Here is a 16,100-nt window from a genome sequence, read left to right on the forward strand (position 1 = left end):
CCAACAATTGCTGCCAAATGAACAACATAGTCAATTCCTGCAAGAGCTTTCATTAGATCGACTTCGTTACGAATATCTCCTTTGTAGAAATCAAAATTATCGTTATTGAAAAGATCTATTAGTGAATTCCCCCCAAACATCAGATTATCAAAAACTCTAACCTGATACTTATTCTCTAATAAAAGCCTAACTAAAACTGAACCAATATATCCAGCGCCTCCGGTAACTAGTACTCTTTTCATTTATTAATTTTTGAAATGATTAACAAATCTATTAAAAATGTGCTTAATAATTAAAAGTTGAGAAAACTAGTATTAAGCAATATTTCTATAATAAAGTTAGAGATTATTGTGATTATCCGTAAACCTCTTTTTTGGCTGCTTTTAGGGTGTTTTTTAGTAGCGATACAATTGTTAGCGGGCCTACACCTCCCGGTACCGGGGTAATGTAGCTACATTTGGGTGCCACTTCATCAAACTTGACGTCGCCTAACAATTTCCAGCCCGATTTAGTGCCAGGGGCATCAACCCGGGTAATACCCACATCAACCACAACTGCTCCAGGTTTTACCATGTCGGCGGTTACAAACTCAGCCTTGCCAAGGGCTACAATTAGTATATCGGCCTGGAGCGTATATTCCTTGATATTGGGGGTTCGGCTATGGCAAATGGTAACTGTGCAATCGCCGGGGTAACTTTTCTGCGATAGCAGGTTTGCAATGGGACGGCCAACAATGTTGCTACGGCCTATAACCACGCAGTGTTTCCCCTCTGTGGGGATTTTGTAGCGACGTAGCAGTTCAACAATACCATCGGGTGTGGCTGAGATGTAGGCAGGCAGGCCAATATTCATCCTGCCAACGTTCACAGGGTGAAATCCATCTACATCCTTTTTGGGGTCAATTGTTTCAATAACCTTTTGCTCGTCGATATGCTTTGGTAAAGGCATTTGAACTATGAAACCATCAACATCGGGGTCGTTATTCAGTTTCCTAATCTCGTCCAGAAGCTGAGCCTCAGTTATGGAATCCTCAAAACGGAGAACTTGCGACTTGAAACCCACCTGAGCGCATGCTTTTTCTTTATGGCCAACGTAGGTTTCGCTTGCGCCGTCGTGGCCTACAAGAATGGCAACCAGGTGTGGGATTTTGCCCCCTTTGCCTTTAATAGCCTCTACTTCAGCCGCAATCTCAGCTTTTATCTCATCGGCTATTCTTTTTCCGTCGAGTAGTTCCATTGATTTTCGAGTTAATATTAAACTGAATTTTACTTGAAGTTAGAATCCGAAATCCAAATACCAAACACTAAACACTAAACACTAAACACTAAACACTAAACACAATAACCTATCTCCTATGCGGTTGGTTCATCATTCTTGCCAAATTTTTTGCACCACCACCCGATACCATTTTCATTAGCTTACGCATATCCTCAAATTGTTTCAGCAATCGGTTAACCTCAACGATTGATGTTCCGCTACCCTCTGCTATACGCTTACGGCGACTGCCATTCATCAGCGATGGATTTTCGCGTTCCTCAGGGGTCATCGATTTGATGATGGCTTCGATGTTTTTAAAAGCATCATCATCAATATCAATATCCTTTAAGGCCTTGCCAACCCCGGGAATCATACCGGCAAGGTCTTTAAGGTTACCCATCTTTTTAATCTGGTTAATCTGTTCAAGAAAATCGTTAAAGTTGAACTGATCCTTAAGTATCTTTTTGTGGAGGGCTTTAGCCTGTTCGGCATCGTATTGTTCTTGCGCTTTCTCAACCAGCGAGACAATATCGCCCATACCAAGGATACGATCGGCCATGCGATCGGGGTGGAAGATATCGAGAGCATCAAGTTTTTCGCCGGTGCTAACGAATTTAATGGGTTTGTCAACAACGGCACGTATGGAGAGGGCTGCACCGCCACGGGTATCACCATCGAGCTTGGTAAGCACAACGCCGTCAAAGTTGAGCCTATCGTTAAATTCCTTTGCGGTGTTTACCGCATCCTGGCCGGTCATGGAGTCGACTACGAAAAGGATTTCATTGGGTGAAACAGCCTTTTTGATGGCTTCAACCTCTTTCATCATCTCCTCGTCGATAGCCAAACGCCCAGCAGTATCAATTATTACAACGTTCTGATTGTTGTTCTTTGCCAGCCTGACAGCTTCCCTGGCAATTCCTATAGGATCGTTGCTGCCGGGTATGGTAAATACTGGAACATTAATTTGTTGACCTAAAACCTTAAGCTGTTCAATAGCAGCGGGTCGGTAAACGTCGCCTGCAACCAGCAGAGGGCTTTTACCCTTTTTGTTTTTTAGGTGGTTGGCAAGTTTTGCCGAGAAAGTTGTTTTACCTGAACCCTGTAAACCTGCAATAAGGATAACTGTTGGATTACCTGCAAGGTTAATATCCGTGGCTTGTCCGCCCATAAGGCTAACAAGTTCATCGTGAACAACCTTAACCATCAGTTGCCCAGGCTTAATGGCATTTAGTACATTCATGCCAAGTGCCTTACGCTTTACCTCATCGGTAAATGTTTTGGCAACCTTGTAGTTAACATCGGCCTCAATAAGTGCCTTGCGTATTTCCTTTACGGTTTCGGCAACATTAATCTCGGTGATTTTACCTTCACCTTTTAGTATCTTAAAAGAGCGCTCAAGCCTATCGGTTAAATTCTCAAACATATCAGTATGCTCTTATTTCAAATTATTATGCAAACTTAATAAAAATATGGTTTTTTTAATCGAAGGAGAATGATAGAAAGGCACCAATCTCAAGCGACCAACTAGTCCTATTCCCATTAAATACGGGGTCGGGTGAAACCAGGTAAAAATTTTTTGATGGTATGTAGCTGGCGCCGAAGCTTCCCCCAATATTAAACCGCCAAATCTGAAAGGTAAGCCTTAGCTTTGCGTTAGCTGCAAGGTAAACCGGGTTGGTGTGTTTGTACCCATTACTAATGGTTTGGTTGGTTGATTTAAAATAACCAATCACCGGTCCAGCATTGAACTCTGCACGGCCAGGAATTATATGGGTAAAAAGTTGTAGTAAGAACTCGCCAAAAGTATCAAACACAAAGGGTTCATTACTTCTGCTGGATTTGGTTCGATGAGCAAAGTAGATAGGGAAGGTATAAGCGTATTCGGCTCCGCTAAAATTGTAGTACCGATTTATACCAACTCGAAGTCCGTTTTTTAAATCGTAGAAGTATGCTCCTGTAAATCCAACGTAAGCCGAGTTGTTCCCATCTATTCCTTCCTTCCCAAACATGCCTGTTATTCCAAACTCAGAGCCAAAATCCTTAGCGGGCTCAAATTCCTGTGCCTTAACGTTAAAAGTTGTAACCAAAATTACAAAGGCAGAAAGACAAAACTTATTCAATTGCATACTAAAAAAAATCAAGGGATTACATTCTTTCAGGCACATCGATACCAAGCAACCACATGGCCCGTTTGATTATATCGGCTACCTGTTCCGAGAGCGATAACCTAAGCAACCTTATACCCTCGTTAGGTTCTTTAAGAATGGTAAAATCATGGTAGAACTGGTTATATTCTTTGGCTAGCTCGTAAGCGTAATTGGCAATTAATGAAGGATTATGGTTTTGAGCGGCTGCAAGGACAATCTCAGGAAATTGGCTTAAAAGCTGTATAAGCTCAAGTTCCTTTGAATTGCTAATGAAGTCGGGTTGTATTATTCCATTAACCTGATAGCCCGCATGGGTTGCCTTGGCAAGAACTGACTTAATTCGAGCATGGGTGTACTGGATGAATGGGCCAGTATTCCCGTTAAAGTCGATGGATTCCTTTGGGTTGAAAGTCATGTTTTTCTTGGGATCTACCTTCAAGATGAAGTACTTAAGCGCAGCAAGGCCTACCATTCTGATAACTTCAGATGCCACTCCATGGTCAACGTCATCGAGCTTGCCTAACTCCTCTGACATTTGGCGTGCAGTTTCAATCATTTCTTCAATCAGATCGTCGGCATCGACTACTGTGCCCTCGCGCGATTTCATTTTACCTTCAGGAAGCTGAACCATACCATAGGAAAGGTGGTAAAGAGCATCGCTCCATTCATATCCCAGCTTTTTCATTATCAGCTTTAACACCTGAAAGTGATACTCCTGCTCGTTTCCAACAACGTAAATGTGTTCATCAAAGTTGAACTCATTGTATCGTTGAATGGCTGTGCCTATGTCCTGTGTGATGTAAACCGATGTTCCATCGCCACGTAAAAGCAATTTCTGGTCCAATCCGTCATTTGTAAGATCAACCCAAACTGAGCCATCATCCTTCCTGAAGAATATTCCTCGGTTTAACCCATCCATGACCACCGTTTTTCCGAGTAGGTATGTCTCGGACTCGTGGTAAACCTTGTCGAATGTAATTCCTAAATCAGCGTAAGTTTTATCAAATCCCTCATAAACCCAACCATTCATGGTTTTCCATAGGTGAATAACCTCAGGGTCCTTGGCTTCCCAGCGTCGAAGCATTTCCTGTGCCTCCTGAATAATTGGGGCTTTTAGTTTTGCCTCATCCTCGGGCATCCCCTTGGCTTTTAGCTCCTCAACCTGGGCCTTGTACTCCTTATCGAATCTAACGTAGTAATCGCCCACCAGGTGATCGCCCTTTACTCCAGTTGATTCAGGTGTTTCGCCATTGCCAAACTTTTGCCAGGCAAGCATCGATTTGCAGATATGGATGCCACGATCGTTGACAAGGTTTACTTTAACTACCCGTTTCCCTGATTTCTCCATGATTCGGGAAATTGACATTCCAAGAAGGTTATTCCTGATATGTCCAAGGTGCAAAGGCTTGTTTGTGTTGGGCGATGAGAATTCAATAACTATTGGTTTATCCGATTTGGCCTCACAAAACCCAAAATCGTTGGTTTGAACAATGGTATTCAGTACATTAGCCCAGTACAATTTTGAAAGGGTTATGTTCAGGAAACCTTTGATTACATTGTAACTCTCAATATGTTTATCTAATGCTACAAGTTCTTCGCCAATTTCCTTACAGGTTTCCTCGGGCGACTTACGCGACAACTTAAGCAGCGGAAAGGCGACCATGGTGTAGTCGCCTTCAAATTCCTTTCTTGTTTTTTGTATCTGTATTAAACTATCGGCAATTGGTTGGTTGTATAGTTTTTCAGCTGCCGATTTTACCAATACCTGAATGAACTTTTCTGCTGTCATTTTTCCTTTTGGTTCAGAAATAATTATAGGTTTTTACCGTGACAATTCTTGTACTTTTTACCGCTACCGCAAGGGCATGGATCGTTACGTCCTACCTTGACTTCAACTTTTACTGGTTGACGGCTCTGCTCCTGGGTGTTTGCGCCAGGCTGTAAATTATCGGTACGGCTGGTTTGGTACTGGCTCATATCGGTACGTCGGCTTTGACGGGCTTCCTGTACCTGGTTGGGATCGCGAAGCGGAATGAACGCCTTCACAAGAACCGCAACAATATCGCGGTTAAGCTTATCAATCATTGTGCGGAAAAGGTCAAATGCTTCCAGCTTATAGATGAGCAGAGGGTCTTTTTGCTCGTATACGGCATTCTGAACACTCTGTTTTAGTTCGTCCATTTCACGCAGGTGTTCCTTCCAGTACTCATCAATAGTGAACAGTATGATGTTCTTTGTGAAAGAACGAATTAGTTCCTTACCACCTGTCTCGTAAGCCTTTTTCAGATTTGTAACGGTTTGATAAACCTTTTGACCGTCGGATATTGGTACCACGATATTCTCGTAGATGGCCGATTGTTTTTCGTAAACCTCTTTGATTACCGGGTAGGCCTGTCGTGCAATTTCATGCGCCTTTCGATCGTACGATTCTAGGGCAACCTTGTAAAGCCTTTGGGCTATCTCTGATGGTTTAAGTTCAAGGTATTCGTCTTCGGTTATAGGGACATCGAGTGAAAATTGCTTGATGATCTCTAGCTTGAAATCATCGTATTCGTAATTACCATGGAACTCGTTAACTATTGCCTCGCAAACATCCATGAACATGTTTGAGATGTCCACATCGAGCCTTTCGCCAAAGAGTGCGTGGCGGCGACGCTTGTAAATAACCTCGCGCTGAGCGTTCATTACGTCGTCGTACTCCAGCAAACGCTTACGTATTCCAAAGTTGTTCTCCTCAACCTTTTTCTGTGCGCGTTCAATGGATTTTGATACCATTGAGTGCTGAATTACATCGCCCTCCTTATGCCCCATGGCATCCATAACCCTTGCTATGCGGTCCGAGCCAAAAAGGCGCATTAAATCATCCTCAAGTGAAACATAGAATTGCGATGTTCCCGGATCGCCCTGGCGTCCCGAACGACCACGCAGCTGACGGTCAACACGCCTGGATTCATGGCGCTCAGTACCAATAATAGCCAAACCGCCTGCTGCTCGCGATTCAGGGGTTAGCTTAATGTCAGTACCACGACCTGCCATGTTGGTGGCAATGGTTACCGTTTTGGGTATACCTGCATGTGCCACAATTTCTGCCTCGCGTTGGTGTTGCTTGGCGTTAAGCACATTATGCTGTATTCCTTTAAGCTTTAGCATACGGCTCAGCAATTCCGACACTTCAACCGAGGTAGTACCAACCAGTACCGGACGGTTTGCATCGCGGAGTCTAACTATTTCATCAATTACTGCATTGTACTTTTCGCGTTTGGTTTTGTAAACCAAATCTTCCATATCCTTGCGGATAACCGGTTTGTTTGTGGGGATAACTACCACATCAAGTTTATAGATACTCCAGAACTCACCAGCCTCAGTTTCAGCAGTACCGGTCATACCGGCCAGCTTATGGTACATACGGAAGTAGTTCTGAAGTGTAATTGTGGCAAACGTTTGAGTGGCAGCCTCAACCTTAACGCGCTCCTTGGCTTCAATGGCCTGGTGAAGACCATCGGAATACCTACGCCCCTCGAGGATACGACCTGTTTGCTCGTCAACAATTTTTACCTTGTTATCCATTACTACATACTCCACATCCTTCTCGAACATGGTGTAGGCCTTAAGTAGCTGATGAACAGTATGTACGCGCTCCGATTTTACTGCATATTCCCTAAGTAGTTCATCCTTTTTGGTCAGCTTTTCGCCCTGTGTTATCGACATTTTCTCAATTTCGGCAATTTCGCTTCCTATGTCGGGTAGAACGAAAAACTTCGGATCTTCGGCTGAACTGGTGATAAGGTCAATCCCCTTATCGGTTAGCTCAACAGAGTTTTGCTTTTCGTCAATTACAAAGTATAAATCGTCAGTAATAAGGTGCATGTTACGGTTGTTATCCTGCATGTAAAAGTTTTCAGTCTTAAGCAGGAGAGCCTTATTACCTTGTTCGCTTAGGAATTTGATAAGGGGTTTGTATTTTGGCCAACCCTTGTGCGCGCGGAGTAGTAGTTTTCCTCCCTCCTCAGTATTCCCCTCGGATATAAGTTTACGAGCATCGGTTAAAAGCTGGGTAATAAGTGAACGCTGGGCATTCACAAGCTTCTCAACCTTTGGCTTGTACTCCTCAAACATCTGATCCTCGCCTTTGGGAACGGGTCCAGAGATGATTAGCGGGGTTCGAGCATCGTCAATTAAAACCGAGTCAACCTCGTCCACAATGGCATAGTGATGCTTTCGTTGAACCAGATCATCGGGAGCAATTGCCATGTTATCGCGTAGGTAATCGAAACCGAACTCGTTGTTTGTTCCATAGGTGATATCGCAGTTGTAGGCCTTACGGCGAGCCTCAGAGTTAGGTTGATGCTTATCGATACAGTCCACTGAAAGGCCGTGGAACTCATATATTGGCCCCATCCACTCCGAGTCACGGCGAGCCAGATAATCGTTTACGGTAACCACATGTACGCCTTTGCCGGCAAGGGCATTCAGGAACACCGGTAGTGTGGCAACCAGCGTTTTACCTTCACCTGTTGCCATTTCGGCAATTTTCCCCTGATGTAGTACAACGCCACCAATGAGCTGAACGTCGTAGTGAACCATATCCCACACAATTTCATTACCTCCGGCCATCCAGCGGTTTTTGTAAATGGCCTTTTCGCCTTGTATGGTAACAAAATCCTTTCGGGCGGCAAGGTCACGGTCAAACTGTGTAGCTGTTACCTCAATGGTTTCGTTCTCCTTGAACCTACGTGCGGTTTCCTTAACAATGGAAAATGCATCGGGAAGTACCTGGTTAAGCACCTCCTCAATTTTATCGTCAATCTGCTTTGTTAATCGCTCAACTTCTTTGTAAACCCTTTCTTTTTCTTCATAGTCAATCTCATCCGACTCCATCTGGGCTTTAAGCTGCTCCACTTTAGCCTCATCCTCAGCTATATAATCGCGCACTACCTTGCGTAGCCTTTCAGTCTCTTCCCTTAGCTGATCGTTTGTTAAGGTGGTATATCGGGGGTAAGCCTCCCTGATTTTGTTTACTATAGGCATCAGCTCGCGTAAATCGCGATCCGATTTGGTTCCAAAAAATTTGGTTAGAAAATTACTTAAGCCCATTTTGTAAAAATTTAAGATTTTTTGAAGCTTACAAATTTACTTGAATTTTTTGGATAACGAAAGGATGCTACCGAATAAGAGTTTAATTCTGTTAATACTAAATTTTTAAATGCCTATTATAGCATTTATTTTTATAGGATTGGTAGGTTTTCCAATTAAAGCCCTTCGTGTACTCTTTTTAAATAGTTAACACATGAGCAATAAAAAAACGGGGCTAATTAGCCCCGTTTCTCTTTGGCGATAATTTTTATTCTGCCTTTTTGGTGTCGTCTACAAAAGTGCGTTGTTTAAGCTCACGGTCGAGCATGAAAAGTCCATTGCCATTGCCGTTGATTAGCTTTAGCGTATCAATTAATTCCTGGGCATTGGCTTCCTCTTCAACCTGTTCATCTACAAACCATTGTAGCATTCCTTTTGCAGCATGGTCTTTTTCCTCAATGGCAATATCCATAAGGTTATTGATTAAGCGGGTAACCTCCTTTTCATGCTTTAGCGTCTCCTCAAAGGCGTGGAGAGGGGAATCCCATTTGGTTGGAACCTCCTTAATGGGCTTGAGCTCAGGCTTACTACCGCGCTCAATTAGGTAGTCGAAAAATTTCATGGCATGGGTTAGCTCCTCCTGCCACTGTACTTTAAACCAATTGGCAAAGCCATTGAAGCCCTGCGCTCCAAAGTGAGCTGACATGGACAGGTAAAGGTATGCCGACCAAATCTCGGCATTTATTTGCTCATTGATAGCTTGTTCTAAACGTTTATTCATAGCTTTAGTTTTTTAGGTTTATTTCAAAAATAGTTAATTGCTACTTAAATAACAATTAATCGAGGTCAAGGTTCAATTGCTGTTTTAAACGGATTAGCGCTGGATTCCGTTCTGCCATAAAGCGGAACTTATCGTCGGGAGTGTAGAGCCTTGGTTTTCCGTTATCTTCAATTTTTTCTACAATTTCCTCAGCTATTTCAATGTTTAGGATTCCAAAACTTTTCTTGATGTAGGTGAGCAAGTCTTTTTTTATCTCGCTAAAAAGTTCAATCTGGATTTGACCCTCAAACTGAATAGTGATTTTGTTGTTTTCCTTTAAAATTGGCTTATACACCTGCATTAAGCTAAAATGTGCGGGTTTATCTTTCTGAATTTGCTCAGCAAAGCTTGTCCAAGCCTCTAGTATTTGTTCGTGCGAAATTCTTTTAATTTCAACACTTGCAATCCCTTGGTTTTCAGTTTGGATTTCCTCTACCTTGGGTTCATCATTATTTTTAATATCAGCATTATTAGGTGCTCCGTTTAATGCGCTTTTGATTGATGTGGTGCGAACAGGTGTTTTAGGGGTTGTTGGGATTGCTTTTGGCGTAGATGTTGGTTTTACGGTAGATGATATAGGCTGACTGTACTCAACGGGATCGGAGTCCTCTACCTGGCTGTCGTCAGATTTTTTTTTTTGATTAAGCCCACAAAGCTTAATAAGCATCAGCTCAACATGAAGCCTTTGGTTGGGGCTCTGCCTAAAGGCAACATCAAACTGATTGGTGACCTGAAGCGCTTCAATTAAGAAACCTGGCGGGCAGGTTGCTGCCATCTCCTTATACTTTTGGGCAATAGCCGCTCCAACCTCGAGTAAGGGAATTGTTTTTGGATCGTGGCAAACAAGCACATTCCTTAGATGCATGCTTAGCCCAGTTATAAACTGTTGGGCATCGAAACCCTTTGAGAGGAGCTCATCGAATATCTGCAATGAGTCAGCATAATCGCCCTTAAGGAAATTCTCGGTTAAACGGAAGTAATACTGATAGTCGAGAACATTCAGATTTTCAATTACCTTTTGGTAGGTAATATGGTTCTCGCTAAAGCTCACTACCTGGTCAAAGATTGAAAGGGCATCGCGCATGGCCCCATCGGCCTTTTGGGCAATTATATTCAAGGCTTCTACCTCGTATTCAACACCCTCTGTTTTAGCGATATATTCAAGGTAATTTACGGTATCCTCAACACGGATACGGTTAAAATCGAATATCTGGCAACGCGATAGAATGGTAGGGAGGATTTTGTGTTTTTCGGTGGTTGCCATAATAAAAATGGCATGGGCTGGCGGTTCCTCAAGTGTTTTAAGGAAAGCATTAAATGCGCTTTGCGAGAGCATGTGTACCTCATCGATAATGTATACGCTATACTTACCAATTTGGGGCGGTATGCGAACCTGCTCAATTAATTTTCGGATATCCTCAACGGAGTTGTTCGATGCTGCATCGAGCTCATGGATATTGTAGGAGCGGTTGGTGTTAAACGATTTGCAACTTTCGCATTTATTACATGCTTCCAGCTCAGGGGAAAGGTTTTGGCAGTTTATGGTTTTGGCAAAAATTCGGGCACATGTTGTTTTACCTACCCCTCGTGGCCCGCAGAACAAGTAGGCTTGGGCTAACTGCTTACGCTGAATGGCGTTTTTTAGGGTAGTAGTAATTGATGCCTGTCCAACCACGCTTTTAAACGTTGCTGGGCGATACTTTCGTGCCGATACAATGAAATTCTCCATTCCGCCAAAATTTCAAAAACAAAAATAGGAAAATACTTAAACTAACAGTGGAGTAATAACTGTTAAATACTATAATTTACAGAATGTGAGGGTAATAAGTTATTAACAGGGGTTATTAATTACCAAAAAGCTTGCTTGGCGGTAGGAATGCTCAATATGATATAAAGCTAGCTTTCTGATTTCATGAATCATACCACAAGCATATAAAGTACCACAAAGTTACACAGTGTAAGGTTTTATAATCCGTTGCAGCATAATCAACTTTCAACCATCAACATAGCTTGTCATCCTGAGCGTAGCGAAGGATCTCAGACCCGACAGAAGGGCAAAAGAACAAAGGGATGCTTCGGCTGACTCAGCATGACAGTGTGATGCTTTGGTGGAGTATATCTCAATATATCGGAACTCAATATGATAAGAACTACCTGTTTTCTGATTTCACGATTCTCACAATAAATCTGCAAGTATTAAAAGTATCACAGAATTACACAGGTAACACAATGTAAAACAGAGTATTACAGTATTAAAGCCATTGAATTCACTACCAACCATCAACCAACAACCATCAACCATCAACTATCAACTAATCATTTATCCTTTATCCTTTATCCTTATCACCGCTATCTCCGGTCTATTCCCAAGCCTTACCCTTGGTCCCCAGGTTCCATAACCGGGCGATACATATATGTGTGTATTGCCAATCTTTTTATATCCCATGCTAACCTCATATACCGCTCGGGTAATGTAGTTTAAAGGCCACATCTGTCCGTGATGGGTGTGACCCGAAAGCTGCAAGTCAGCTCCGGATTCAACAGATTCGCTTAGATTGAATGGCTGATGGTCGAGCACTATTGTAAACTTACTCTGGTCGATATCTTTTGCCAATTCCGATAAGGTTTTACGGCTTTGCCCCAAGGCAAAATTGCTTTGCCGGTCGTACCGGCCTACAATGTTGATGTTGGCAACTTTAGCAACCGTGTCGTTCAAAACGTTTACACCATGTTTTTGAAGGTACTCAATTTTTGCCTGATGGTTACTAAAGAACTCATGGTTTCCGGTTACTGCAAAAACGCCATATTTTGCATTAATACGCTCAAATTGCTCTCCCATTTGACCATTTACCACCGGGGCAATGTCCTCATCAAATATATCACCTACAAATAAGACAATATCAGGCTTTTGTGAGTTGATTTTGTCCACAAGTTTGCTTAATTCGTTTTTCCCAATTATTGTTCCAAGGTGAATGTCGGAAACCATTGCTATGGTTAAACCTCCACCTGGAATGGGTTTATTTGATTCAATTCTTAGCTGGTTTATCTTTGGGTTGATAGCGTTTATATAGCCAGCAAGAATGATTGTAAGCGATGCAAAGTATATCATTCCAACTATCATTCTATGTGATTCGAGGGAGCTTTTAATATCTATTTTTACTAACCAATTTATAAGAGGCGATGCTAATTGAAAAAATAGGAAAAAAAGTGTTAGGTAAAGCATAAAGGCTAACCAAATTGAGCCAACCTTTACAAGAAGTGTTGGAATTTGTCCACCTAATATAGCTTCAAGGATTCTACCTAAAGGGTAGGAGAGTACAATAAACCAAAATACAAACTTTAACCAAGTTCCAATTGAAGCCAAACTGAATACTGGACGAGTTTGGTAAAATAGGAATAAATTAACAAGCGCGTAAACGCTTAGAACAATTGATAGAAAAATGGCTATTTGAGGAATTTTCATGTTTTCAAATTTTTTCAATTAACAAAATTAGCATTTGAAAGTTCATGGTAAAAAAAAATCCCGGTAAAACCGGGATTTAAACAAGTATGTTGGATAATCTAAGTCAATTTTACGTCTACTGCATTCAGCCCTTTTCTACCTTGTTCAAGGTTGTAAGTAACCTCATCGTTTTCTGAAATTTGATCTTTTAATCCAGTGGCGTGTACAAAATACTCTTCACCTGTTTCTGAATCTTTAATAAAACCAAAGCCTTTTGATTCATTAAAAAATTTTACTGTTCCTTTGTTCATTTGTTGTGATTTATTAATTCGGGTGCAAGTAACGCATAATATTTGGATTTAGCACCATTAATTTAGATTTATTTTAAATATATTTCTTATGTAATTGTGTATCAAATGGATATGATTTGTTTAATTGTGTTAATTATTTCAAAAATATTTCGATTCGGCGAGGTATTAGTTCCATCGATGCTTCGTGCTTATTCCTTTTCACTTTAACTTTTGGGGTTTATCACCCATAATGAATGTTATTTCACCACCACTTACTATATCGTTATGGTTTAAAAAGTAACTACTGTAAGGTTTGCCATTAAGCAACACCTTCTGAACATAAACATTGTTTTTAGCTTGATTTTGGGTTGAAATGATAAGTGTTTTTCCGTTTTCCAGTTTAATTGTGGCTTTGGTAACCAATGGGCTGCCAATAGCATAGTTGGGCGATGCAGGTGCTACAGGATAGAAACCAAGGGCACTAAAAATGTACCAGGCACTCATCTGTCCGCAGTCATCATTTCCGCTTAATCCGTCTGGTTTGGGTTGGTACATTAGGTTGCAAATGGTTCTAACCCAGTACTGCGTTTTCCAGGGGGTATCGGTCCAGTTGTAGAGATATGGAACATGGTGCGACGGTTCATTCCCATGAACGTAATTACCTATCAACCCATCGCGGGTTATGTCTTCGGTTTCGGCAAAGTATTCATCAGGAAGATGCATGGTAAAGAGAGTGTCAAGATACGTTCGGAGCTGCTTTTTCCCACCAAGCATGCTTACCAAAGCATCGGGGTTGTGGGGTACATAAAGGCTATAGTTCCATGAGTTACCCTCTATAAACCCTTGTCCATGTGTGCTAAGCACGTTAAAACTAGTTTTGAAACTCCCGTTTGATAAACGAGGACGCATAAACCCAATGGACTTATCGAATACATTTTGAAAGTTGTTTGAACGACTTATGAACTCGTTGTAAATATCCTCTCTATCCAGTTTTTTAGCAAGTTGTGCAATGCACCAATCGTCGTAAGCGTATTCAAGGGTTTTGGAAACAGAACTCCCCGATTTATCCTCAGGAACATAACCAAGTTCTCTATAAAAGCCTAACCCATCGTACCATTTGTTTTTAGCGCTTTGCACGCAAGCCATAAGCGCATAGGGTAAATCAAAGCCATCGTTGCCTTTAACGGCTGCGTCGGCAATCACTGATACGGCATGGTATCCAATCATGCACCAGTTCTCATTTGCGTAGTGCGACCATATAGGGAGCATGCGATGGACGCTTTGACTGTAATGAGCCAACATCGATTTTACCATATCGACATTTCGTTTTGGCTGTATAATATTAAAAAGCGGATGCAAAGCTCTATATGTGTCCCAGAGTGAGAAGGTAGTGTAGTTATCAAAATCGGTTGCAGTGTAAATGTTTTGGTCAAGCCCTCGATATTTCCTATCAGTATCCATGTAAATGGTTGGACTTAGAAAGGCATGGTACATCGATGTGTAAAAGTTTACCTTGTCACTATCACTAAGGGTTTCAACTTCAATTTTACCTAGCTCATCATTCCATTGCTCTTGACCCTCTTTTTTGATGGCATCAAAATCCCAGCCTGGTGCTTCGGCATTTAGATTTTCAACTGCTCCGCTGGTACTTACGGGCGATAATGCAACTTTTAGCAATACTTGTTCATGGTTTGCAGTTGAAAAGTCGAAGTGGCAACGAATTTCACGCCCAGCATTTTCAGGAAAATTGGAGTCTTGATTGAATTTTCGCCAAAAACCTTTATAAATCAACTTATCGCCATTTATAATGCCATAGGTTTTAAATGGCTTTGAAAAGGTAATGGCAAAGTATACAGTACGGGTGCGTGCCCATCCTGATGTTTGTCGGTACCCGGTTATAAGGGTATCGTTTTCAACCCGAATGAAAGTCCAAACATTTTTTTCGGAATAATTATAAATGCCATGAACAAGGTCAATGATTATGTGCGCTGAGTCGGTTTCAGGGAATGTGTACCGATGTAGCCCAACCCTTGTGGTGGTAGTTAGCTCTGCAAGAATGTTATAATCTAAGAGTTTGACCCTGTAGTAGTTTGGTTCGGCAAACTCATTGGAATGAGAAAATTTGGAGCGATACCCAGTATTTGTATTGGAAGCAGTTCCGGGGTTTAAGTGAAGCTTACCAACGGTTGGCATTACAAGAATATCACCAAGGTCGGAATGCCCTGTTCCGCTAAAATGGGTATGGCTAAAGCCAACTATGGTACTGTCCCCGTACTGATAACCAGCACAATACTTGTAAACATCGGGATTGTACTCGCCATTGGAAGAGTAGGGGATAGTATCGGTATCGGGACTAAGTTGCACTGCCCCAAACGGAACGGTTGCGCCAGGGAAAGTATGCCCCATTCGCTCAGTTCCAATGAATGGGTTTACCCATTTGATATAATTCTTAGGTTGTGCAAAAATTGCACAAGTTGAAAAAAGTAAGGTAATTGTTAGTGTAGTGCAATACTTTCCCATTTTCTAACTAGCTAAAATTTCAGTTAAAATTAAATATTTCATTTCACTACTGAACGGGTAAAAAATAAAATAAGGATTTACCGACCGAAGGTTTCGCCCCATGTTGTAATTTTGTTTTACTGAACTAAACATTCAACTTGGGCAAAAATACGGAAATTAAATTTGTCGGACAGCCTATTTTTAAAACATGTTTGATTATCTGATATTTAGAACCCCTGCTCGCGCGGATTTGTAACCGACCGAAGGGAGTTCGGCAAAGCCAATCCGTGCGGTTATTTTAACTATGTTTTCCTTGTTAGCGCGCGTCTCCAGACGCGTGCGAAAGGTACTAAGAGGGGCTGGACATAGCCCAAGCCAAACGCTGCGCCTCAGCCGGGTACAAAAAAGTTTTTTTTGTACGTGATTAAACAAGGGGATTTTTTACTACATTTACCGAAGGTTACCGGGCGGAGTGGTGTATGCCACACGCGTTTTATTACGAGTGGGAGCGAGGGGGTGGTGAATGCTGGACGCGTTTGCAAACGCATTCGAGCGAGTAAGCGAGGGGTAAC

At 41.9% G+C, this 16,100-nt stretch carries 11 protein-coding genes; all 11 read right to left on the minus strand.

The features are described 5' to 3' along the window. Positions 1-242: NAD-dependent epimerase/dehydratase family protein (locus tag WHS63_RS12345; RefSeq protein ID WP_445205365.1), on the minus strand; the 242-nt coding region annotated here is incomplete at its 3' end. Between the two features lie 112 nt (positions 243-354). Further along, on the minus strand, positions 355-1,236 hold the full coding sequence (folD, locus tag WHS63_RS12350) for a bifunctional methylenetetrahydrofolate dehydrogenase/methenyltetrahydrofolate cyclohydrolase FolD (RefSeq protein WP_445205366.1): 882 nt from the start codon (positions 1,234-1,236) through the stop codon (positions 355-357). 109 nt (positions 1,237-1,345) lie between these two features. Continuing rightward, on the minus strand, positions 1,346-2,680 hold the full coding sequence (gene ffh / locus WHS63_RS12355; protein WP_445202617.1) for a signal recognition particle protein: 1,335 nt from the start codon (positions 2,678-2,680) through the stop codon (positions 1,346-1,348). Between the two features lie 55 nt (positions 2,681-2,735). After that, positions 2,736-3,344 carry a hypothetical protein gene (locus WHS63_RS12360; protein ID WP_445205367.1) on the minus strand — a complete coding sequence of 203 codons (609 nt, stop codon included), beginning with the start codon at positions 3,342-3,344 and terminating at the stop codon, positions 2,736-2,738. A 58-nt stretch (positions 3,345-3,402) separates the two neighbouring features. Next, a complete protein-coding gene (gene argS, locus WHS63_RS12365) occupies positions 3,403-5,193 on the minus strand; it encodes an arginine--tRNA ligase (RefSeq protein WP_445205368.1) in 1,791 nt (596 codons plus the stop codon). A 23-nt stretch (positions 5,194-5,216) separates the two neighbouring features. Continuing rightward, the gene (gene secA, locus WHS63_RS12370) at positions 5,217-8,498 is read right to left on the minus strand and encodes a preprotein translocase subunit SecA (RefSeq protein WP_445205369.1); all 3,282 of its coding nucleotides are present in this window, start codon (positions 8,496-8,498) and stop codon (positions 5,217-5,219) included. Between the two features lie 247 nt (positions 8,499-8,745). Beyond that, complete coding sequence (locus WHS63_RS12375) at positions 8,746-9,258, minus strand: ferritin (protein ID WP_369488433.1); 513 nt, start codon at positions 9,256-9,258, stop codon at positions 8,746-8,748. A 55-nt stretch (positions 9,259-9,313) separates the two neighbouring features. Beyond that, a complete protein-coding gene (locus WHS63_RS12380; RefSeq protein WP_445205370.1) occupies positions 9,314-11,026 on the minus strand; it encodes a DNA polymerase III subunit gamma/tau in 1,713 nt (570 codons plus the stop codon). Positions 11,027-11,617: 591 nt separating this feature from the next. Continuing rightward, positions 11,618-12,760 (minus strand): metallophosphoesterase, encoded by a 1,143-nt coding sequence (locus WHS63_RS12385; protein ID WP_445205371.1) that lies wholly within the window; start codon positions 12,758-12,760, stop codon positions 11,618-11,620. A gap of 98 nt (positions 12,761-12,858) precedes the next feature. Continuing rightward, positions 12,859-13,050: a cold-shock protein gene (locus WHS63_RS12390; RefSeq protein WP_445205372.1), complete on the minus strand. Its 192-nt coding sequence runs from the start codon at positions 13,048-13,050 to the stop codon at positions 12,859-12,861. 198 nt (positions 13,051-13,248) lie between these two features. Next, complete coding sequence (locus WHS63_RS12395; protein WP_445205373.1) at positions 13,249-15,549, minus strand: GH92 family glycosyl hydrolase; 2,301 nt, start codon at positions 15,547-15,549, stop codon at positions 13,249-13,251. Positions 15,550-16,100 lie beyond the last annotated feature (551 nt).

Origin of the sequence: Tenuifilum sp., from assembly GCF_037481895.1 — a bacterium.
GTDB lineage: Bacteria > Bacteroidota > Bacteroidia > Bacteroidales > Tenuifilaceae > Tenuifilum > Tenuifilum osseticum.